The sequence below is a fragment of the Streptomyces sp. JK94 genome (assembly GCF_053613315.1).
The window spans coordinates 1-20,829 of the sequence record NZ_JBSICH010000046.1 but is presented as its reverse complement, the minus strand read 5'-3'; the positions used below and the strand labels follow the sequence as shown (position 1 = coordinate 20,829).

At 71.9% G+C, this 20,829-nt stretch carries 22 protein-coding genes and 2 pseudogenes; 13 read left to right on the top strand and 11 right to left on the bottom strand.

The window, feature by feature from the left end:
• Positions 1 to 188: 188 nt before the first annotated feature.
• Entirely contained in the window at positions 189 to 503 is a 315-nt protein-coding gene (locus ACVV2G_RS30820; protein ID WP_453846083.1) for a hypothetical protein, read from the top strand.
• Between the two features lie 294 nt (positions 504 to 797).
• Here ACVV2G_RS30820 and ACVV2G_RS30815 read toward each other — a convergent pair whose 3' ends face one another.
• On the bottom strand, positions 798 to 1,421 hold the full coding sequence (locus tag ACVV2G_RS30815; protein ID WP_453846082.1) for a hypothetical protein: 624 nt from the start codon (positions 1,419 to 1,421) through the stop codon (positions 798 to 800).
• 239 nt (positions 1,422 to 1,660) lie between these two features.
• On the opposite strand from ACVV2G_RS30815, the gene ACVV2G_RS30810 reads away from it, so the two are divergent.
• The 3 genes and pseudogenes from ACVV2G_RS30810 to ACVV2G_RS30800 all read left to right on the top strand — a co-directional run bounded on the left by ACVV2G_RS30810 (position 1,661) and on the right by ACVV2G_RS30800 (position 4,054).
• Positions 1,661 to 3,133: a helix-turn-helix domain-containing protein gene (locus ACVV2G_RS30810; RefSeq protein ID WP_453846081.1), complete on the top strand. Its 1,473-nt coding sequence runs from the start codon at positions 1,661 to 1,663 to the stop codon at positions 3,131 to 3,133.
• A 365-nt stretch (positions 3,134 to 3,498) separates the two neighbouring features.
• The gene (locus ACVV2G_RS30805; protein WP_453846080.1) at positions 3,499 to 3,807 is read left to right on the top strand and encodes an NAD(P)/FAD-dependent oxidoreductase; all 309 of its coding nucleotides are present in this window, start codon (positions 3,499 to 3,501) and stop codon (positions 3,805 to 3,807) included.
• 59 nt (positions 3,808 to 3,866) lie between these two features.
• Positions 3,867 to 4,054, top strand: a pseudogene (locus tag ACVV2G_RS30800) (hydrophobic protein).
• Positions 4,055 to 4,248: 194 nt separating this feature from the next.
• On the opposite strand, the gene ACVV2G_RS30795 reads toward ACVV2G_RS30800, so the two are convergent.
• The 3 genes from ACVV2G_RS30795 to ACVV2G_RS30785 form a co-directional block, all read right to left on the bottom strand.
• The gene (locus tag ACVV2G_RS30795) at positions 4,249 to 4,656 is read right to left on the bottom strand and encodes a tectonin domain-containing protein (RefSeq protein ID WP_453846079.1); all 408 of its coding nucleotides are present in this window, start codon (positions 4,654 to 4,656) and stop codon (positions 4,249 to 4,251) included.
• Positions 4,653 to 4,961, bottom strand: coding sequence for a tectonin domain-containing protein (locus tag ACVV2G_RS30790; protein ID WP_453846078.1), 309 nt, complete (start codon positions 4,959 to 4,961; stop codon positions 4,653 to 4,655). The genes ACVV2G_RS30795 and ACVV2G_RS30790 overlap by 4 nt, the downstream gene beginning before the upstream one ends.
• 422 nt (positions 4,962 to 5,383) lie before the next feature.
• Entirely contained in the window at positions 5,384 to 6,277 is an 894-nt protein-coding gene (locus tag ACVV2G_RS30785) for a hypothetical protein (protein WP_453846077.1), read from the bottom strand.
• Positions 6,278 to 7,035: 758 nt separating this feature from the next.
• Here ACVV2G_RS30785 and ACVV2G_RS30780 point away from each other — a divergent pair.
• From ACVV2G_RS30780 to ACVV2G_RS30760, 5 genes are all read left to right on the top strand, one after another.
• Entirely contained in the window at positions 7,036 to 8,823 is a 1,788-nt protein-coding gene (locus tag ACVV2G_RS30780) for an ATP-binding protein (RefSeq protein ID WP_453846076.1), read from the top strand.
• 143 nt (positions 8,824 to 8,966) lie between these two features.
• The gene (locus ACVV2G_RS30775; protein WP_453846075.1) at positions 8,967 to 9,380 is read left to right on the top strand and encodes a roadblock/LC7 domain-containing protein; all 414 of its coding nucleotides are present in this window, start codon (positions 8,967 to 8,969) and stop codon (positions 9,378 to 9,380) included.
• Entirely contained in the window at positions 9,377 to 9,733 is a 357-nt protein-coding gene (locus ACVV2G_RS30770; RefSeq protein WP_453846074.1) for a DUF742 domain-containing protein, read from the top strand. The genes ACVV2G_RS30775 and ACVV2G_RS30770 overlap by 4 nt, the downstream gene beginning before the upstream one ends.
• On the top strand, positions 9,714 to 10,331 hold the full coding sequence (locus tag ACVV2G_RS30765; protein WP_453846073.1) for a GTP-binding protein: 618 nt from the start codon (positions 9,714 to 9,716) through the stop codon (positions 10,329 to 10,331). Before ACVV2G_RS30770 ends, ACVV2G_RS30765 begins: the two co-directional genes overlap by 20 nt.
• On the top strand, positions 10,328 to 11,581 hold the full coding sequence (locus tag ACVV2G_RS30760; protein WP_453846072.1) for a cytochrome P450: 1,254 nt from the start codon (positions 10,328 to 10,330) through the stop codon (positions 11,579 to 11,581). The genes ACVV2G_RS30765 and ACVV2G_RS30760 overlap by 4 nt, the downstream gene beginning before the upstream one ends.
• Before the next feature lie 91 nt (positions 11,582 to 11,672).
• Here the strand turns inward: ACVV2G_RS30760 and ACVV2G_RS30755 are convergent, their stop codons facing one another.
• The 5 genes from ACVV2G_RS30755 to ACVV2G_RS30735 all read right to left on the bottom strand — a co-directional run bounded on the left by ACVV2G_RS30755 (position 11,673) and on the right by ACVV2G_RS30735 (position 15,543).
• Positions 11,673 to 12,899, bottom strand: coding sequence for a cytochrome P450 (locus ACVV2G_RS30755; RefSeq protein ID WP_453846071.1), 1,227 nt, complete (start codon positions 12,897 to 12,899; stop codon positions 11,673 to 11,675).
• Between the two features lie 562 nt (positions 12,900 to 13,461).
• Complete coding sequence (locus ACVV2G_RS30750) at positions 13,462 to 13,695, bottom strand: YrhK family protein (protein WP_453846070.1); 234 nt, start codon at positions 13,693 to 13,695, stop codon at positions 13,462 to 13,464.
• Between the two features lie 315 nt (positions 13,696 to 14,010).
• The gene (locus ACVV2G_RS30745) at positions 14,011 to 14,736 is read right to left on the bottom strand and encodes a GAF and ANTAR domain-containing protein (RefSeq protein WP_453846069.1); all 726 of its coding nucleotides are present in this window, start codon (positions 14,734 to 14,736) and stop codon (positions 14,011 to 14,013) included.
• A gap of 408 nt (positions 14,737 to 15,144) precedes the next feature.
• The gene (locus ACVV2G_RS30740) at positions 15,145 to 15,315 is read right to left on the bottom strand and encodes a hypothetical protein (protein WP_453846068.1); all 171 of its coding nucleotides are present in this window, start codon (positions 15,313 to 15,315) and stop codon (positions 15,145 to 15,147) included.
• A gap of 33 nt (positions 15,316 to 15,348) precedes the next feature.
• The gene (locus ACVV2G_RS30735; RefSeq protein WP_453846067.1) at positions 15,349 to 15,543 is read right to left on the bottom strand and encodes a hypothetical protein; all 195 of its coding nucleotides are present in this window, start codon (positions 15,541 to 15,543) and stop codon (positions 15,349 to 15,351) included.
• 487 nt (positions 15,544 to 16,030) lie between these two features.
• Between ACVV2G_RS30735 and ACVV2G_RS30730 the strand changes: the two genes are divergently transcribed.
• The 4 genes from ACVV2G_RS30730 to ctaD all read left to right on the top strand — a co-directional run bounded on the left by ACVV2G_RS30730 (position 16,031) and on the right by ctaD (position 20,161).
• Complete coding sequence (locus tag ACVV2G_RS30730; RefSeq protein WP_453846066.1) at positions 16,031 to 16,756, top strand: GAF and ANTAR domain-containing protein; 726 nt, start codon at positions 16,031 to 16,033, stop codon at positions 16,754 to 16,756.
• Positions 16,757 to 17,056: 300 nt separating this feature from the next.
• The gene (locus ACVV2G_RS30725) at positions 17,057 to 17,743 is read left to right on the top strand and encodes a hemerythrin domain-containing protein (protein WP_453846065.1); all 687 of its coding nucleotides are present in this window, start codon (positions 17,057 to 17,059) and stop codon (positions 17,741 to 17,743) included.
• 25 nt (positions 17,744 to 17,768) lie between these two features.
• Positions 17,769 to 18,221, top strand: coding sequence for an SPW repeat protein (locus ACVV2G_RS30720; protein ID WP_453846064.1), 453 nt, complete (start codon positions 17,769 to 17,771; stop codon positions 18,219 to 18,221).
• A gap of 227 nt (positions 18,222 to 18,448) precedes the next feature.
• Positions 18,449 to 20,161, top strand: coding sequence for an aa3-type cytochrome oxidase subunit I (ctaD, locus tag ACVV2G_RS30715; protein ID WP_453846063.1), 1,713 nt, complete (start codon positions 18,449 to 18,451; stop codon positions 20,159 to 20,161).
• Between the two features lie 190 nt (positions 20,162 to 20,351).
• Here the strand turns inward: ctaD and ACVV2G_RS30710 are convergent, their stop codons facing one another.
• Complete coding sequence (locus tag ACVV2G_RS30710; protein WP_453846062.1) at positions 20,352 to 20,603, bottom strand: hypothetical protein; 252 nt, start codon at positions 20,601 to 20,603, stop codon at positions 20,352 to 20,354.
• Positions 20,604 to 20,694: 91 nt separating this feature from the next.
• Positions 20,695 to 20,829: pseudogene (locus tag ACVV2G_RS30705) on the bottom strand (hemerythrin domain-containing protein); the annotation flags it as partial.

Sequence of the window (20,829 nt, the reverse complement as noted above, 5' to 3'; positions counted from 1 at the left end):
GGCAGCGCTCACCGGCCATCGTCGCCGGTCATGGACAGAAAGCGCTGTCCAGACAAGTTGTCTCAGAGCATGTGACGGACGCGAGACACCCCGGCATGCACCTCCTCACGGAATGCACACTTGCCCCGTCCTGCATGCGTGGTCCCCCAGCCCGCGGCAACCACCCCCGCTGTGAAGGACACGCCCCGATGAACGCACCGGGCAGACGCATGCCCTGTTCCAGCCCCACCCGCCGCCACTCCCCCGCCCCACACCGCACCACCCGCGCCGTCCAGCGGACCGGACGCCTGCTGTGCTGGAGCCTCGCCGCCGGCATGACCACCGCCGCCACCGACCTGCTCCTCGCGCCCCGCACCCCGTGGTGGGACACCGCATGGCCCCTGCCCTGGTACCTCACCTGCCTGTCCCTACCGGCCTGGACCGTCCTGCGCGCCCGCGAAAAGGCCGCCCGACGCGCATCCGACGAGGACCCGTCCCAGGACGGCTGGGACCGGGCCGCGTAGAACCCGCAGCGCTCAGGCACCCGTAGCCCGGTCCGGTGCGGAACCGGCCGCTGCCGGCACCCCGCTCGTGCCCGCGGTGGGTCACGGCACGGACGCCCAAAGCGGCGAGGACCGGACCTTGCGGCGGAAGCCGGCCCTCCGGCTCGGGGCCGGAGCCGTGATCCTCCTCAGTGCTTCGTACGCGCTCGTGCGGGACGTACGGCGGCTGCGCACCGGGGGCGTGACCGGTGCGGGGCCGTCCTTCCGACCCCCGTGACGGGAGGACGGCCCCGGCTCTTTCCGGTGGCCGCCCGGTCAGTACAGCTTGTCGACGGCCGTGCTCGTGGTCTTCTTGAAGGCGGCCACGGGCGCGTCCTCGAAGTCGCCCATCTGTCCCCACTTCACGACGGTGACGGCCCTGCCGTCCCGCCCGACCGACAGCAGGGCGATGTCGGTGGCGCCCCAGGACGTCTCGGTGTGCAGGCCGCGGACGCGGGCGCCCTCCTCGACCGGCAGCTTGCCGTAGTACCGGCCCTCGGCCTCGACGTCGGGCGAGGACTCCTCGATGCGGTCGGCGCAGGTGCGGATCAGGTCGTCGTAATGTTTCGCCAGGGCCTTGGCCTGGGCGGCGGTGCCCGTCACGACGGTCAGCTGCACGGCGCCGGTGTCCAGGTCGGTCCGGAACTGCCGGTGCCGGTAGTCGTAGTCGAGCACGCCCTCCGTGCTCACGCAGAAGCCGAGTTCCTCCGGGAACCCCTCGGTGACCGGCCCGGCGGTCCAGGACGACGTCGGGTGCGGCGGCAGCTGGGACGCCGACAGGAACTTGGGCGCGGCGGCCTTCGGTGCGGCGCCGGCGACCGGTGCCGTGAGGACCGTGCCCGCCGCGAGGGCGGCGACGGCGAGCGCGGTGAGAGCGCTCGTTCGGATGCGCATGGACATGGGTGTTCCCCCCGGGTGGACAGGTGCGTGGACATGGATGCCGCGACGAGGCCGGCTGGTCGGCCCGGGCCTGGTCGGTGCGGTACCAAGAGCATCAGCGGTCGCAGCGGCCGGGCGCAACAGACGCCGGCCGATCGGGCGCGGTGGAACCATCCCAGCCCGTCTGACGTGCAGGTACATGGGGTGCCTGGGACGCCGTCCCAGGCCGGCCGGGGTCGTACGAGGACGGGGGGGGACCTGTGTCGGCACAGGACGGCGGCGACGGCATCGACGAGGTGGCGGAGTTCGCGGCGCTACTGCGGGCGCTGAAGGAGCGCACCGACCGGAGCTACGGCTCACTGGCCCGCCGTCTGGGCATGAACACCTCGACGCTGCACCGCTACTGCGCGGGCGACGCGGTGCCGCTCGACTTCGCCCCCGTGGAACGCTTCGCGGCCCTGTGCGGAGCGCCCGCGGAGCAACGCCTGGAACTCCACCGCCGTTGGCTCCGGGCAGTGGCAGCCCGCCGCCGGCCCCGTACGGCGGGAGTGGTGTCGGGCGCGCCCGACACCACGGCGGCCCGAACCGTGAACGACGCGGTGGACGGACCGGACGCGGCGGTGGAGGACGTCACCGGACCGGGCCCCGCGCCGGAGGCCGGCGGCGGCCCGGTCGCCACGCCGGACACCGCGCCGCAGGCCACCAGCAGTCCGGTGGCCGAAGCAGGCCCCGCGCCCGGCCCGCCCGGCGCGCCCGCGCCCCCGCTCCCGCGCCGCCCCTGGTACCGCCGTGGACGTCTCGTCGTCGGGCTGGCCTGCGCCGGTACCGCGCTCGCGACGCTCGGGGCCCTGTCCGCGCTGCCGGACGGGCGGCGGGCGTCCGCCGACGGTCCCGCCCGGACCACCGGTACGGCGGCGTCCGGCACGGCGGGGTCCGGTACGGCGGGGTCCGGTACGGCGGGGTCCGGGGCGCCCGAGCGGCGGGGCGCCTCACCCGGCCCGAGCGGCGCCCCCGCCTCCGAGCGGCCTTCCGGCTCCGCCACCCCGGAGAAGAAGCCGGACACCTCACACCCGCCCGGCGCGACATCCGCCCCGCCCCGCGGCGGGCGGCCCGCCGGGCCGCCGCTCGCCTGGTCCGTCGACTCCCAGGCCTGGAAGTACGGTTGCGGTCACGACTACGTCATCGCCAAGCCGCCGGACCAGGTCCCCCCTCCCCCTGCCCCGCAGGACGCGGCGCCCTGGGCGGCGACGCAGGGCGCGGTGCACGGCGGCGAGACGCTCGTGCGGCTGTCGGTGCAGGGGCGCAGCGACACGGCCGTCGTGCTGGAGGCGCTGCGCGTGCGCGTGGTCGGCCGTACGGCACCGGCCGTGGGCAGCGCCTACGCCATGGACCAGGGCTGCGGCGGCTCGCTCACTCCCCGGTACTTCGCCGTGGACCTGGACAAGGACCGTCCCCTCGCCCGCGCGGTCGCCGGGAACGACTCGGGCACGCCGGTCCCGGCCGTACGCATGCCCTACCGGGTCTCGGCGAAGGACCCCGAAGTGCTGCTGGTCACGGCCGGGACCGTCTCGTGCGACTGCCGCTGGTACCTGGAGCTGGACTGGTCCTCCCAGGGCCTCGAGGGCACCGTGCGCATCGACGACGACGGCCGCCCGTTCCGCACCAGCGCCATCGAGGGCCTGCCGCGGTACACGTACGACACCCTGGGACGCCGGTGGGGGCCCTACAGCTGACGGACTGTTCCCGTATCCGCCCGGGTGACCGGCGGGGCGCGGGCAGCGGGCTGGTCCCGGGCGGGTCTGCCGGTGCCGGGAGGGCCGGCCGGACGGGACGGGGCGGCGGACACGGGTCCGGGCCGACGACGGTCGCACCGGCCGCCTCGCCGACCGGAGTGCGGCACAGCCCGGCACCGTCCCCGGACCCCGCGTCCGCCGCAGCGACGGCACCCGCGGCGCGACGCCTTCGCGGGGAACTCTCGGAACCGCCCGTCGGGCTGGGGGTACGCCGGAGCGTGACGGGCACGGCGATGCGCCTTTTGGTCACCGCCGGCTCCGAGGGCAACAGTGGCCCTGCCGACGGTGGATCGTTGCACCTGGTGATGAACACGAGGAACGGTTCCGAGAACGTCCTGCCGGCCGTCGTCATCGGCGGTGACTCCAGCGGCCTGGCCGCGGCCGCCGTGCTCGGCCGCCCCGGCCTGCCCGCCGTCGTCCTGGAAGGCGCCAGAGAGGTCGGGGCCAGCTGGAGCGGGCGTTACGACCACCTCGAACTGCACACCACCCGCCGCTTCTCCGCACTGCCGGGCCTGCCGATCCCGCGGCAGGCGGGCTGCTGGGTGAGCCGGGACACGGGGGTGCAGTACCTGGGGGACTACGCCGCCCACCACCGGATCGACGTCCGTAGTTGAGGGTCGCAGCGCGTGTTCCCCCTGGTGCCGGGCACGAGGAGCGGCGGAGGTCGATGGACATGGTTCCCTTGCTCCTCGTTCTGCTGCCGGCTCTCATCCTGTTCGGCGCGGGCTTCGCGTTGAAGGCGCTGTGGTGGATCGCGGTGATCGTGCTGGTGGTCTGCTGCTGGGCTTCGTGGTCCGTTCCCCGGACGGCGGTGGCCGCAAGGACCGCTGGTATCGCTGGTATCGCTGGTATCGCTGGTAGGCAGCACGAGCTGACGCAGGCCATCGGTGGGCCCCGGACAGTGTCCGGGGCCCACCGGCATGCCCGGCGCCCGGCCGGCCGCGTTCTTTGCCCTGCCGGCCGCGTCCCCGTCGGGGCAACGCAGGAGCCGGACCCGGCCGTGCGGGCCCCCGGCCTGGTCCGGCCGGGGGCTCGCCTGCCCGGTGGGGCCGGGGTCAGCTGGGCTGGTCGCCGGTGTAGCGGTAGATGTCACCGCCGGCGTTGACGTGCCACGCGGTGCCGTCGGCGCCGGCGGCGATGTCGGTGGCGGTGCCGGGGATCCTGACCCACGGGCTGGTGCCGCCGGCGTCGTTGTTGGTGTACCGGTAGATGCTGCCGGCCGGGTTGATGCCCCACACGTTCGTCCGGGAGCCCACCGCGATGCGCTTCAGACTGCCGGGGACGTGCTGCCACGGATCCGACGGGTCCTGGTCCCCCTTGTAGCGGTAGATCTGGTGGCCGCCGTTGACGCCCCACACGGTGCCGTCGGCTCCGGCGCCGATGTCGCTGAGTGCGCCCGGGATCCTGATCCACGGTGTGGCGTCGTAGTTCTGGTACCGGTAGATGGCACCCGCGGAGTTCACCCCCACACGTTCGTCCGGGAACCCGCGTCGATGCGCGCCAGGCTGCCGGCGATGCCCTTCCACGGATTCGCGCCGTCGCTGTCTCCGACGTAGCGGTAGATCTGGTGGCCGCCGTTGACGCCCCACACGGTGCCGTCCGCGGCCGCGCCGATGTCGCTCAACCCGCCGGGGATGCCGGTCCACGGATTGCCGTCGTAGTTGTTGTACCGGTAGATGGCGCTGCCGGCGTTCACACCCCACACCGTCGTCCTGGACCCCGCCGAGATGGCGCTGAGGGCGCCCGTGACCTTCACCCAATCTGCCATACCGAAATCACCCTTCGTCGAAGTGCTGACGGCTGTCATCGTCCGGGACCCAACGAGCCGATAAAAAGGGTGAATTACTGTTCTAACGAAGAATAAGACTCATAATAGATGTTTGGTCGTCCATGGCTTTGCGGGGCTTGCGCAGGGTCCGCCGGGGGCCGGCCCCGTTCGGCTGGAAGGGCTGTCCCACTCAAGGGTGACCGCCGCGCGTGCCCGGCCTGTGCCGCACCGGGTTCCTCCGGCTCCCCCGTGGTCACGAGCGCCTCGCGGGCCGGATCGCACCAACGGCGGTGGCCAGTGCCGGGGCGGCGTTCACGACGGCACTGCCGCGATCTCCTCGCTGCCTCCGTCGACGTTCCGCGCCCGGCCGGTGCGGTATCTGCTGCCGGGCGTGGCGGCCCGGCCGCATGCGCGCGGACCCGTCACTCCTCCAGGGGGAGCTGGTCGCCGGTGGCACCGGCCTCCAAAGCGGCGTAGTCGGGGTGGTCCAGGCGGTGGTGGACATAGATCTGATCCGCCCACGGCGGGTCGAGCGGCGTGAACGCGCGCAGCCCCAGGACCCGGCCGGTCGGCCGGTCCGGGTGGGCGTCGTTGAAGTCCGCGATCGCGGCGGCCTCGCCGATCTGCTCGATGGTGCCCGGCAGGTCGTCGAGGTAGCAGGTGACCCGTGGCAGCAGATGCTCATGGTCCGGCCCGCGGAACAGGTCGAGGGCGGTTGCCGTGGAGGAGTAGTAGTCCAGGTCGAGGCTGACGAAGCCCACCGGGTGCTCGCGCAGGACGTCCGCGCGGGAGCGGAGGTGGTCGGGCAGGGTTTCGGCGAGGTCACCGATCACCAGGTCGACCGCACCGAGGCGGGCGCGCAGCCGGTCTTCGTCCATGGTGTAGAAGCCGGGGCCGAACAGGTAGGGCAGGTCTCTGGGGTCCTGGGCAGGGGGCATGCCCAGGCCGCCGTCGAAACCGGCCACCCGCACCGCGATGCCGGTGACGGCGCTGTAGTAGCGGGCGTGCTCAGCCAGGGCGAGCAGTCCGTTGCCGCCGGCCACCCCGAACTCGACGACGGTGACGCCCCGGTGCCCCAGGCGGGCGGCGAGTTCGGTGGCCCGTCGCACCCCGTACGCGTAGTGGGCCCGCTCGACCAGCCCGAACCGGTAGGCGATGTCGGTGCTGATGCCGGGCAGGCGCCTGAGCAGCCGGTTGCGGGCCGCGTGCCGGGTGCCGGACTTCGACCACTCCCACACCACGTCGGCCAAGCCCCCGGCCGGTCCGCGGCCGAAGGGGTGCCCCTTCTGCGCAGTCGTCGGTATGCCTTTGCGCACCACAGCACTCCTCCGGGACGACGGGCGTGATCGGTCCGTCACAACCTCCCCACCCTCGCCTCGCCTCCAATCCGGCACGATCCAGCCAGTGCGCACCGGCCCCCACCGGGTCCGCGGGACGCGCCAGTCCGACGAGCGCGAGCAGTGGCGATACGGCTGACAGCCGTCCTGGCGGGTCAGTCGGTCCCGGGGGCCGCGTCCAGGCGGTCCAGGCGTGCGCGCAGTGCGCGGGCGGGTCGGGACGTGGTCCCTCACTGAGCCGCTGGGCGGGAAGGAACCGGCGTACCGCCCGGCGCGTGTGCCGCTCCGCGCGGTCGGCCATCACGTGACCTTCACGATCAGCGGCGTTCCCCCACTCCGGCGCCTCGGCCACCACAACGGCACGGGCGCGGAAGGGAACCGAGTTCGCATAGCTGGCCGAAATTGGTCAGCTCGTGCGGGTCCTGGAGCCGGACGGGCTCCGTGATCGCGGCGGCACGACCTCCCCGCCCCTGCCGTCCCCTGCGTGTTACGTCCTTCACCTGGAACGATCCGGTGTCACAACGCTTAGCACAGCGGTGAGTACGAGCGATGAGTTCACGACGAACCCGTATTACTGACGGACTGTGCAGTAAGCGGGACCTCCTCACTCATCGGAGTGACTAGCATGATCCGCACATGGTCGGAAGACCGCCCTCTCGGCTGACGTCTTCCCGGCCCGCGGCTGTCCCGTGCCGCCGCCTCGTTTTCCCCTGCTCTCACGACCGAGGGACCGCTCCATGCCAGTGCCTGCATCGCCCAGCCAGCACCAACCCGTGGGGGCGCCGCGCACCTCGTTCCCCGCACTGTCGGCCGTGCTGGTGACGAGCGCCGCCGCCGGCGGCGCGGCGGTCGCCCTGGCGCCGTCCGGCGCGTTCACGTGGGCCCTGGCCGTGGTGGTGGCCGGCTGGTCGTGCGTGGCGGTCACCGTTCTCGTCGGCCACCGGCTCGTCCGCCGGGCCCGCGGCGCAGCCGTCGAGCGGGAGACGGAGAACAGCCGCCTCCGGGCCGAGGCGGCCCGGCTGTCCGCCGAGATCTCCCACCTGGCCGGGGTGACGCTGCCCGCCGTGGCCGAGCGGCTGCGGGAGGGTGCGAGCGCGGCCGAGGTGCTGGGCAGCGTGCCGCCGCCGTCCGAACCGCAACTGCGGCGGCTCGCGCACACCTTCGCCGCCACCGTCGAGGAGGACGTGCGGCGGGCAGGCTCCCTGGACGGCGAGTACCGCAAGCTGCGGGACGAGTTGGACCAAGCCGCGGCCGAGCACGAGCACCTCGTGCGGGAGACACTGCCCGCAGTGGTCGCCCGGCTGCGCGAGGGCCGGTCCGCCGACACGGTGCTCGCCGAGGCCGACCTGCCCCGGCTGCCGACGCTGCGTGCCCCGGCCGAATCGTTCGTCCGCGAACTCGCCCGCAGCGAGCGGCGCGCCGCCGCGGCACAGGCCGCCTCCGCCAAGGCGCTCAGCCGCGTCCAGGCCAAGGCCGTCAGGATGCTCGCCGACCTGCGGGAGATGCAGGAGCGGCACGGCGAGGAGGTCTTCGGTGATCTGCTGAAGCTGGATCACAGCACTTCCCAGCTGGGCCTGGTGACCGACCGGCTGGCGCTGATCATGGGTGGCAGGTCGAGTCGCGCCTGGAACAAGCCGATCGTGATGGAGAGCATCCTGCGGGGGGCCGCCGGCCGTATCGCCGCCTATCAGCGGGTGCGCCTGCACTGCTCCTCCCGGGCTGCGGTCTCCGGCTTCGCCGCCGAGGGGGTGATGCACCTGCTCGCCGAGCTGATGGACAACGCCGCGAACTTCTCGCCGCCCATCGACGAGGTCCACGTCTACGTCGAGGACCGCAGCGCCGGCATCGTCGTCACCATCGAGGACAGCGGCCTGAAGATGGCCGACGCGGCGATGCGCCGTGCCGAGGAGGCCGTGACCGGGCGCGTCACCGACCTCGCCTCGCTGCAGGGCACCCGGCTCGGCCTGGCCGTGGTGGGACAGCTCGCGGTGAAGTACGGCATCAGCGTCAACTACCGCCCCTCTTCCCGCGGCGGCACCGGCGTCGTCGTGCTGCTGCCCCTGCATCTGCTCGCCCAGCAGCGTGAACTCGTCCCGCACGAGACGGCTCCCCGGCCCGATGCGATGCCCTCCGCGCTTCTGCCCGCCCCGGCCCCGCTGCCCGACCTCACGGCCCGTCCCGCGGCCACGGCACTGCCCACGGGCACCGAGCGTCCCGCCGCCGCACCGCCCGAGCCGCTGCCCGAACTGCCTGAACTGCCTGAACACGGCCGGCACCGGCGGCCCGACGGCACCACGCCGAACGGTCTGCCGGTCCGCGCCCCCGGCCGCACCATGGCCGAGGCGGAGCGCGAGCGTGAGCAGCGCCAGTCCGCGTCCGGGCACACCGGTGACACGGCGGCGAAGCGGCGTCCGGCACGCGACGCGGGCTCGCGGTTCGGCGCCTTCCACCGCGCACGGCAGTCCGGAAACGGCACCGCCGGACCGGCCGGCCCGCCCGGGGCTGAGCCGCCCGCGGCTCCCTAGTCCCGCCCTTTCCCGTACGGCGTCGGCCCCGCCTCCGCCCGTACGGTGCACGGGGCGACGGCGCCCCTTCCCACTCGAGTTCATGAGACAGGAGGAACGGGCCGGTGACCGGTCAGCCGGACACCACCGTCCCATCACCCATCATGCAGACCACCGACAACAGCCTCAGCTGGCTCCTGCACGGCCTTTTGGAACAGACCCCTGGCGCACGCCACGCCCTGGTCCTGTCCCGGGACGGCCTGAAACTCTGCTGGAGCGAGCACCTGACGCTCGACCGGGCCGACCAGCTGTCGGCGATCTGCTCCGGCATCCAGGCCCTCGCCCAAGGTGCCTCCATGGAGTTCGGCGACGGCACCGGCGGGGTCCGGCAGTCGATGACCGAGTTCCACGGCGGCCTGCTGTTCATCGTGGAGGCCGGCGAGGGGGCGCACCTCGCCGTCGTCGCCGGGGAGGACGCCGACCCCGGAGTGGTCGGCCACCAGATGACGGAGCTGGTCGAGCAGATCGGCGAGCACCTGCGGGCCGAGCCGCGAGGCCCTGTGAGCGGTACGTCGTGATGCGCAAACCCGTCGACACGGGTGATCCGGACAGGCTCTACACCGTCACCGGTGGACGCAGCCGCGCCGACGAGGCCTTCGACCTGGTCACCCTCATTGTCAGCGAGAGCCGTCCGATGCCGGGGATGCAGTCGGAGCACGCCCGGATCCTGGAGCTGTGCCGGCACCCCACCGCCGTCGTCGAGATCGCCGCGGAACTGGGCCTGCCGGTCATGGTCGTGCGGATCCTGCTCGGCGACCTGCTGGACACGGGCCGTATCACCGCCCGCCATCCGCGCGCGGCGGCGTCCGTCGCCTCCCTGCCAGATTCCGCCCTACTCCAAGAGGTGCTCCATGGGCTCCGCAACCTCTGAGCTGCCCTCCCACCGCACACCGCTGAACGACACCGCGGAGACCGGTCTGAAGATCGTCGTCGTGGGCGGGTTCGGCGTCGGCAAGACGACCCTGGTCCGGTCCGTGAGCGAGATCCGGCCGCTCAACACCGAGGAGGTGATGACCCAGGCCGGCGTGGGCGTCGACGAGACCAGCGCGGTGACGACGAAGACCACCACGACGGTCGCGTTCGACTTCGGGCGGATCAGCCTCAACGACCGCATGGTGCTGTACCTGTTCGGAGCGCCCGGCCAGGAGCGGTTCTGGTTCCTGTGGGACAGGCTGTTCTCGGGCACCCTGGGCGCCGTGGTCCTCGTGGACACGCGCCGGATGGACGACTCCTGGTACGCGATCGACCGGCTGGAGCACCACCGCACACCGTTCGTGGTGGCGGTGAACCGGTTCGACAGCGACACCGACCGGTACTCCCTGGACGAGATCCGCCAGGCGCTCGCCCTGCCCGCGCACGTGCCGATGGTCGACTGCGACGCACGGGTGAGGCAGTCCGGCAAGGACGTGCTCATCACCCTCGTCAACCACCTCCACGACATGGCCATCGCCGAGGAGGCGACACTGTGACCGATTTCGGCCGCCCCTCCGCGCCCCCGGGATGCCCCGCCCACTCCCGCGCGGTGCACCTGACGGGGCTCGAGTACCAGCAGACCCCGGCCCAGCTCTACCGCACCCTGCGCAGGGAGCACGGCCCCGTCGCGCCCGTGGTGCTCGACGGCGACATCCCGGCCTGGCTGGTGCTGGGCTACTCCGAGCTCACGTACGTGACCGGCCATGACGAGCTGTTCGCGCGTGACTCGCGGCGCTGGAACCAGTGGGAGAACATTCCGCCGGACTGGCCGCTGCTGCCCTTCGTCGGGTACCAGCCGTCGGTGCTGTTCACCGAGGGCGAGGAACACCGGCGCCGGGCCGGGGTGATCACCGAGGCGCTGGAGGGGGTCGACCAGTTCGAGCTGTCCCACGACTGCCTGCTGATCGCCGACGAACTCATCGCCCGGTTCGCCGGCAGCGGCCAGGCGGAACTGATGGCCGACTACGCGCACACCCTGCCGATGCGCACCGTGGTACAGATGTGCGGGATGCCGACCTCGGGCGAGGGCACCCGCCGGCTCGTCGACGATCTGCGGATCTCCCTGGACGCGGGAGAGGGCGACGACCCGGTGGCGGCGTACGGGCGGGTGGGTGAGCGGCTGCGTCAGCTGGTGAAGGACAAGCGGGCCGCCCCCGGCCCGGACGTCACCTCGCGCATGCTGACGCACCCGGCCGGTCTGACGGACGAGGAGATCGTCCAGGACCTGATCTCCGTGATCGCGGCGGCGCAGCAGCCGACGGCGAACTGGATCTGCAACACACTGCGCCTGCTGCTGACGGACGAGCGGTTCGCGGTGAACGTGTCGGGGGGCCGGCTCAGCGTGGGCGAGGCGCTCAACGAGGTGCTGTGGCTGGACACGCCGACGCAGAACTTCATCGGTCGGTGGGCCGTGAAGGACGTCCAGCTGGGCGGCCAGCGGATCCGGGCCGGCGACTGCCTGGTGCTGGGGCTGGCCGCGGCCAACACCGACCCGCAGATCTGGCCGGAGGGGCACGTGGGCGCGGAGAACGCCGCGCACCTGTCGTTCAGCAACGGCGAGCACCGCTGCCCCTATCCCGCGCCGCTGCTGGCGGACGTGATGGCGCGGGCGGCCGTCGAGAGGCTGCTGGAGCGGCTGCCCGACCTGGTGCTGGCCGTGGACCCGGAGGAACTGACCTGGCGGTCGTCGATCTGGATGCGCGGGCTGTCGGCCCTCCCGGTGCGGTTCACGCCGGTGGTGCAGTAGCGCGGGTTCCCGGGCCCGCGGTGGGAGGCCCGGGAACCCGGCACCGCCGGCAGACGGGCGGGCCGGTAAGGGTCAGCCCTTCACCTACGGGTCAGCCCTTCACCGGGGTGAACCGCACCGGCAGGCTCTGCGGTCCGCGGGTGAACACGCCCTGCTCGGCCGGTTCGAACCCGTCCGCGAGCCGCAGGTCGGGCATGGCGTCCAGGAGCTGGGCGACACCGGTCTCCACCTCGGCCTTGGCCAGCAGCGCGCCGACGCAGAAGTGCCGTCCGAGCGCGAAGGCGAGATGGTCGGCGGCGGCGGAGAAGGCGGTCGTGGTGGTGAGGTCGTCGCGGAAGATGTCGAAGCGGTCGGGATCGCGGTAGCGGCTCTCGTCACGGTTGGCGGCGCCTATCAGGCAGGTGACGGTGGCGCCGGCGGGTACGGTGCCGCCGCTGAGCGTCACCTCCGTCGCGGACTGCCGCATGATCATGTGAACGGGCGGGGTGAACCGCAGGGTCTCGGCGAAGGCGCGCGGGATCAGCGAGTGGTCCGCGCGGACGGCGGCGAGCTGGTCGGGGTGGAGCAGCAGGTTCGCGAAGATACCGGCGATCGCCTTGTCGGTGGTCTCGCCGCCCGCGGCGAGCAGCAGGCTGCAGAACGCCTTGACGTCCTCGTCGCTCATCCGCACCCCGTCGACTTCGGCGGCGCACAGTGCGGAGAGCAGGTCGTCGCCCAGGTTCTCGCGGCGTTCCCGGATGATCGGCAGCATGTACTCGGCGAACTCCGCCCGGGTCCGCTCGCCGGCCGCCGTCACCTCGGGGTCGCCCGAGAGGTTCCCGAGGAAGGCGATGACAGCCGTGTACCAGCGGTGGAAGCGCGCGTGGTCGGCCTTGTCCAGGCCCAGCATGTCGGCGATGACGTTGACCGGGAAGCGGGTGGCGTAGTCGGTGACCAGGTCGGCGGAGCCGGTGTGCCGGAAGCCGTCGATCAGCTCGCGGGAGTTGCGCTCGATGACGGGCAGGAACTTCCGCTCCAGGTCGCTGCCGCGGAAGGCGGGGGCGACCAGGGCCCGGCGTACGGCGTGCTCCCGTCCGCTGAGCTGGAGGATCGTCTTGCCGTGCACGGGTTCGATCTGCCAGGCGTAGTTGTCCGTGGTGAACTCGCCGGCCTTGTCCTTGAAGACGCGCTCGACGTCCTCGTAGCGCGAGACGATGTAACTGCGCGTCGCCTCGTGCCAGATGAGGGGCGCGGCGTCCCGCATCGCCCGGTAGGCGGGATAGGGGTCGGCGGCAAACTCGGGCGAGAGGATGTCGGGCTCCTGCTGGCCGATGGACATGGGGCTCCCTGAGAATCGTCACATCGCTTACCTCTCAAGGTTATTGATCATTCATCAGATGCGACAGGGCGGCCGGGCACCGGCTGTTCGAGGGGGTGCCGTCGGTGCGGCGCGGTCGTCGGCCGGAGCGGGCGCCTTGGGAAGGTATCGCGCGAATCGCCCGTGTTGCGTAGACGTGCTCCTCCAGCGGTGACTCAAGGAGGCCTGCCCCCGCCCGGTCCGGCGGTGGCGGCAGGGGTGCACACCGGCGGGCGGCTGTTCTTCACCCAGCCGGCGGGCCCAGCGGGGCCGCGTACCGGTGCGGGCCGGGCACACCGCGGGCGGTGTCCACCGCGCGGCCCTCACGCCCCGTACGGGCCGGGCGGCACGGCCGGCCGCAGCGACGGAGAGGGAGGGGCCGTTTCGACCTCCCCAGGTGTCCCGGCCCCTCCCGACCTGCACGCGGCTACCCGCCCGGGGCGGTCGTACTCCTCGCTCCCGCCACCGTTCCGGACCGGGGGCGGGTCCCCGCTTTTGGCCGAGGGTGCCCGTGACGGTGGACAGGGGGGGTGCGGGCCGGTGGTCAGCTGTCCGTCCGCCCACGGGACCTGCGGGCGTGCCGGACGAAGACCTCGCCGACGGTGCCGACAAACATGCCCAGCGAGCCCGCCACGAACAGCCACAGGGCGACCCGTTCCAGGGGCGGGAACAGGAAGCACACGCTTCCGGCCAGGAACGCCGTGTTGCCGAACAAGCCGATGATCACATGGATGAACGGGAAGTCCTGGAGCAGGTACCGCTCGAGTCGGGGCAGCACGCCATCATCCCTTCCGGTGCCGAATCGTCCAGTAGCCGCACGAAGGTGTGGGGGTACCGGCCGAACCCCCCGGCAAACACCCGCCGTCCCGCCCCGGCCGCTCGCCCGCCCCACGGGCAGGACGGCCCTACGGCGTCGTCCGCCCGCGGCGGGGAAACCACGGCACCACGACCGGTGCAGTCCCGGGGTGCGGCGGCCCGGCCGGCACCCGCCGCGAACGCGGTCCCCCGGCGGTCCCGCAGTTCAGCGGGGCCTGCGTGGCACGTGCCCCCCCTCGGGGAAGGCGTGCGGTCTCCGCGTGGTCGGGAGGGACGGTCAGGGGCGGGGGCGCAGACCGGGGGTGGCGGGAGGCCGGCCGGTGAGACTGGTGATCAGTTCCGTGCACAGGTCGCGGAGTTTGATGTTGCGGTGCTGGGAGGCGGAACGCAGGATCTTGAAGGCTTCCTCGGCGGTGCACCGGTTCTGGCCCATGACCACGCCGAGTGCCTGGTCGATGACGCTGCGGGACTGCATGGCGTTCTGCAGCTGGCCGGCGAATTCCTGCGCGTCGGCGAGGCGCAGGGCCAGGGCGATGCCGCCGGTCGCCTGGTCCGCCAGCGAACGCAAGGGGGCCAGGTCGGTGCCCTCGAACGCGGCGGGCGGGGCAGCGTACAGGTTGAGCGCGCCCGCGGTGTGGGTGTGCGCGGCGATCGGAAGCGAGAGGGAGGAGCGGATGCCGCAGGCGGCGGCGTAGGCGGGATAGTCGCCCCACCTGCTCTCGGCCAGCATGTCGCGGACGGTGATCTCCTCACCCGTGCGCAGCGACTGCAGGCAGGGGCCGTCGTCCTGGCCGTACTGCTTCTCGTCCAGTTTCGGCGCCGCGGACCGTACGCTGACCACGGTGACGGGCCGCCCGTCACGTTCGATGGTGATGCCGATGCCCTCGCAGTGGGCCAGTTCCATGGCGGTTTCCGCCAGCCCCTGGAGGAAGTCCTCCAGGGAATCGGTCTGCAGCAGCAACTGGGTGATGTGGTTGCCGTCGTAGGTGTCATCGGCACTCATCAGGATTCCTTCGGCACGGCGCGGGGCCTTCTCGGTCGGCATCGTCTCGTCCCACCGGGGCAACGGACTCCGCAATCCGAAGGAACACCTCGGTTCGACCGCCACGTCACCGCGGCACGGTCACCGGAGCGGCACGGCCTTCCGGCCCACAATCCACCCTAGACGCGTAACGGGCGCAACGGGTGGGGTCGCACTCTTGTGGGCCCCGGTGCGCCACGTCGGAGACGGACGCCTTCTGGTGTGCCACGAAGGACAGACGCCCTCTGCCGGCAGTCCTTTCGGCCCGCATCGCCGCGCCCCCGGGCCGCGACGGCCCGGGGGCGCCGGGCCCCGGGCCGCCACGTCCATGCGTCTCCGGCTCGCTCCGGGGCCCTGCCGGATGCGCGGCGGCCCGGTCGGCGGACGGGGTCAGGTCCCCTCGCGCACGTCGTCCGGGCCCAGCCCGGCTTCCTCCATCGCCTCGCGCAGGGTGCGTCCGGTGGCGCCGTCGCCCTGACCGGCGGCCGTCCTTTCGTCGGGCGTCTCGATGACGTCGTCGGTGGACGTCGTCTTGGGGCGGTTCTCCTCGGGAACGGTCACGACTTCTCCTGGCTCGTCTTCTGCGGGGCGGACTCAGGCCGGGTGGTCCGGCTGCTGCTCGGGAGGCGTACCGCCGCCTTCCCCTCCGCCCTTGTTTCCGCGGTCGGTGCCGTGGGCGTGGCCGCCGCCCTCGTGGCCGGGCTGCGCCGCTTTGCGGGACTGGCTGTCCTGCGGAGTGCCCGCCCCCTTGTCACTGCGCCGCAGCTCGGGCTGTTGCGGGTTCGACATCGGCTCTCCTCCTTGTTTCACCTGTTCACCGTGACGCTTCCCGTCACGGGTAGCGCACGGGTTTCGTCCGAAACGTTCGGCGGAGAGGTCCGTCCCCACTGCCCGGGGCGTTTCCCTGCCGTTCCGGGGGGTCTTCCGGAGCGCGGGACCGGCGGACATGCAGACCGTGGCGGCGACTGACGAGGCGGACCAGGTCTCGGGGCCGGCGTCCGGACGGCACCGCGCTCGCGCAGGATGGCGCTCTTCCCGCCGACCCGCCCCCCCCTTCCCCCTCCACTCCGCGGCGTCGGGCTCGTGATCGCCACTTTGCCGCCCTCACCAGCGACTGCGCACCGGGCTTCCGTGTGGACACCGGCAGACCGGGTAATGCGTCCCGCATGGCACTGCGTCAGCCCCCTGTCACGTCCCATCGCCGGCACCGTCCGATGCGCGGCGCGTACCGTGCCCGTGTCCCTGAGCACGGCCACACCGCTCCCCTGCCGGTGCAGTGGGCCGCACCGTGACCGCGGACGCCGGCCACGCAGCGCGGCTCATCGCGTCCGCCGCGAAAGGGGGTGCCGTCGAAGAGGTCCCGCGCCGGGTGTGTGCGGCGGTCCGGGACGGGCTGGAGGTGGATGGCGCGACTGTGTCGCTGTTGACCGACACGCCTTCCCGCCAACTGCTCGCCGCGTCGGACGACGCCGCGCTGTGCCTGGAGGAGATCCAGTTCACGGTGCTGGAGGGGCCCTGCATCAGCGCCGCGGCCACGGGTGAGCCCGTGGCGGTGGACGACCTCGCGGGCGAGCTGACGCCGTGGCCGCTGTTCGGTGCGGCCATGCGGGAGAAACTGCCGCAGGTGGGATCGGTGTACGCGCTCCCCCTCTTCTTCGGCGACTACGTGCTGGGATCGATCGACCTGCTGGGACTTCGGCCCCGCGCCTTGGACGAGGAGGGTCTGGAACGGGCGTCTCGTGCGGCCGATGCGGTGGCGGCCGCGCTCCTGCCGGTGCGGGAAGTGATCATCACCGGGTCGCAGCCGCCCGCCTGGGAACCGGAGCCGGTCGTGCGCGCCCACTGGTTCGACACCGCGCGTGCCGTGGTGGCGTTGGCCGTGCGCCGGCGGTTGAGCCACGAGGACGCGCTGGCCGTCATGCGGGCCGAGGCCTTTCGCACTGACAAGACGCTCGCGGACATCACTGCGGCCATCCTGCGCGACCCGCCCGGTACGCCCTGAGCGCGGTCGTCGTGGCGGTGATCACGCGGTGGGCGAAGCCGATTGGCCGCTGCTGGACTCACCCGACGGTTTCAGTGCGGTAGGAGGTGCGTCCGTGGGGACCCGGACCGCACAGGCAGCGAGAGGAGCCGTCACCATGTCCAGCCCACACGACAAGGACCTGTCTCCTCCTCTGGAGGCTGTCACCGGCGAGAAGGACGTACCCCCCGAGGAGGAGGAAAGTCCACGTCAGCAGGGGGTGTCCAACCTCAGCGGCGATACGGCGCCGGACGACGCGGGCGCTTCCACGGCAGACGCGTCATGACGCCGTCGATCAGCGGGCAGGACGCCGCCCGGCTCGGTGGAGAAGGCAGCATCCTGGTGCGCCAGCGTCGTGATCACGCGGAACTCGACGCGATGATGAAGCGCTACCGCGCCATGACCACCGCCCCCGCGGAGCGGAGCCGGCTCTGGCAGAAGATCGTGCAGCTGGTGTTCAGCCACGCCTTCGCCGAGGAGACGGTTCTGTGGCCCGTTCTGCGGCACGTCAGCCCCGACGGTGAGGACCTCACCACACGGGTCGAGCGGGAGCACCAGGAGATCAACGAGCTGATCGCGCAGGCCGAGAAGGCCCCGGACGATCCTCGCCGGGACGCGTGGATCCAGCAGGCATTCGACCTCCTCTCGCAGGACATCCGCGACGAGGAGGACGAGCTGCTGCCGCGGCTGCGTGACGCACTCAGCGATCGCCGGCTGCGGCGGATCGGTGCGGCCTGGGAGACGGTGCGCCTCACGGCACCCACTCGTCCCCACCCGGCGGTGTCACGGCGGCCGCCCGGCAACGCGTTCAGCGGTGTTCCCCTCAGCGTCCTCGACCGGCTGCGAGACCTGTCGCCCGTCGCTTCACCGGCCGCGCGACGTGCCGTCCTGGTCATCGCGGGCGCGGCCTCGGTGGCAGGTTGCCACTACCTGACGCGACGCGCTGTCCGGCGTCCGCGCCCCTGTTGACGATCACGAGGACTTTGGACGTGCCATGCACCAGTCGATTTCGTCACCCGCCGCCGGCGCTCGGGCGCACCGCGACGCGACAACGCTCGCGGAAGCCGGGCGGCAGCAGATCATCGGCCTGCTGCTGCTACTGGTCACCCTGGGCCTGATCGTCGCACCCTGGATCGTCGGTTACCCCGACTCCGCCAAGGACGCCCACCGCAACGAACTGGGAGTGGCCATCGTCGTGTTCCTGGTCGCTCTGCGGCGTTTCGCCCACTATCCGGGCGCCCGGCCCGACCTGCTGGTCCTGGCGGCCGGCGCCTGGCTGGCCGTCTCGCCATGGGCACTGTCGATGCAGAAGACCGCGGTGTTCGACGGCACCCGGATCACCGATGTGATCATCGGCTGCCTCTACATCGCCCTGTCGGTCGTGTCGCTGGCCATGATGCGCAACAGCCGCGAACGCGGCGGCGACCGTCCCACCGACACCCTCTGACAGCACCGGCAAACGACCGCCCCTCCTCGCCGGCCATCCGGAGAGGAGGGGCTTTCCGCAGCCAGGGCGCGCCGGTCGACTGCCGCCGTGGAGGAAGGGTGTGAGAAGGCCTCGGACGGTTACACACCATCCGTTCCGGACTCACGCAGCGCGTTGAGATGCACACTGTGCGCATTTACGGGATGTTACAGCCGAATACACGGTTTGCGACGGATGTAAGGGATCTGATGACTGCACAGACGGAGCCGGCCACCCTGGTGCCGGCGGAGGGGAAACGCAGCCGGGGGCGGGTACTGGTCTCGTGGCTGACGACGACCGACCACAAGAAGATCGGTCACCTGTACCTCATCACCTCGTTCGCGTTCTTCCTGATCGCCGGGGCGCTGGCGATGGCGATCCGGGCGGAGCTGGCCCGGCCGGGCCTGCAGTTCCTGTCCAACGAGCAGTACAACCAGTCCTTCACCATGCACGGCACGATCATGCTGCTGCTGTTCGCCACTCCCACGTTCGCCGGGTTCGCCAACGCGATCATGCCGCTGCAGATCGGCTCCCCGGACGTCGCCTTCCCGCGACTGAACATGCTGTCGTACTGGCTCTTCCTCTTCGGCGGCCTGATCGTGCTCGGCAGCTTCCTCACCCCCCAGGGTGCCGCCGACTTCGGCTGGACCGCCTACACCCCGCTCAGCGGCCCCATGCGGACCGCCTACCTCGGCGCAGACCTGTGGATCATGGGACTGGCGCTGTCCGGGTTCGGCACCATTCTCGGCGCGGTCAACTTCATCACCACCATCGTCTGCATGCGCGCGCCGGGAATGACCATGTTCCGGATGCCGATCTTCACGTGGAACGTGCTGCTGACCTCGGTGCTCGTCCTGCTGGCCTTCCCCGTGCTGGCGGCGGCGCTGCTGGTGCTGGAGGCGGACCGGCAGTTCGGCGCCCACGTGTTCGACGCAGAAGTCGGCGGGGCGATCCTGTGGCAGCACCTCTTCTGGTTCTTCGGCCACCCCGAGGTCTACATCCTCGCCCTGCCGTTCTTCGGGGTCGTCAGCGAGATCATCCCCGTCTTCTCCCGTAAGCCGATCTTCGGTTACATGGGCCTGATCGGCGCCACCATCGCCATCGCCGGTCTGTCGGTGGCGGTGTGGGCGCACCACATGTTCGCCACCGGCGCGGTGCTGCTGCCGTTCTTCTCCTTCATGACCTATCTGATCGCCGTGCCCACCGGGGTGAAGTTCTTCAACTGGATCGGCACGATGTGGAAGGGATCGCTGTCGTTCGAGCCGCCGATGCTGTGGTCGGCCGGTTTCCTGGTCACCTTCCTCTTCGGCGGGCTGACCGGGGTGATCCTCGGGTCGCCGCCGCTGGACTGGCACGTCACCGACTCGTACTTCGTCGTCGCGCACTTCCACTACGTGCTCTTCGGCACCATCGTCTTCGCGATGTTCGCGGGCTTCAGCTTCTGGTGGCCCAAGATGACGGGCACCATGCTCGACACCCGCCTGGAGAAGATCCACTTCTGGACGCTGTTCATCGGCTTCCACACCACGTTCCTCGTCCAGCACTGGCTGGGAGCCGAGGGCATGCCCCGCCGCTACGCCGACTACCTCGCCGCCGACGGCTTCACCGCGCTCAACACCGTCTCCTCCATCGGCGCCTTCCTGCTGGGCCTGTCCACGCTGCCCTTCCTCTACAACGTCTGGAAGACCGCCCAGCAGGGCAAGCGGGTCGAGGTCGACGACCCCTGGGGCTATGGACGCTCCCTGGAGTGGGCCACCTCCTGCCCGCCGCCCCGCCACAACTTCGTCACCCTGCCCAGGGTCCGCTCCGAATCCCCCGCCTTCGACCTCCACCATCCCGGCGTCGCCCAGTTCGACCAGGCGGAGAACACCGGGCGGCGGGACGCCCTGGATCCCGGCGGGCACAAGGGAGACCGGCCGTGACTCCCGAGCGACCGGTCGACCCGGTGGAGCACGGCGGCCCGGCGCCGGCCAACCGGATCGCGGGCTGCCTCCTGCCGCAGGAGAACGGAGAAGCCGGCCTCGTCCCGCCGCGGAATCCGCGGGCCGAGGCCGGCTCTCTCGGCACCGTCGGTCGTGAGCACGGGCCGGTTCGCACGCTCCCGTCAGGTGTTCAGGCGCCGAGTTTGCCGACGGCGTCCTGAAGCGACGCGGCCAAGCGTGTGACGTCCTCGTCCGTGGGCGAGGGCGTCCCGAGCCGTTCCACGACTTCCGCCCGCGACACGAGGACGGCCGCACCGCGCCACTGATCACTGTCGAGGGCCGACTGCTCGACCACCTGGGCCCGGCCCTCCACCAGCAGCAGGACAGTGTCGTCCTCGGGAGCCTCCAGAAGTTTCCTGAGCAAGGGCTCGTCGATTCTCATGCGCTCTCCTTCGCCTGCCGTACCGACCCGCACGGCCCCGGCCGGAAGCACTGCCCGGCCAGGGCCTTGACCTGCCGCCTTACGTGCCCCGTCACCCGTCCTTGCCCATGGCTTTGCGTACGGTGTCCTTGGTGCGGTCCATGAGGGCGGCGACCGGTCCGAGGGCCATGTTCTTCGCCCCGGACTCGACGCCCGGGTGGGGCCGGGTGGGTGCCATCGCCTCGGC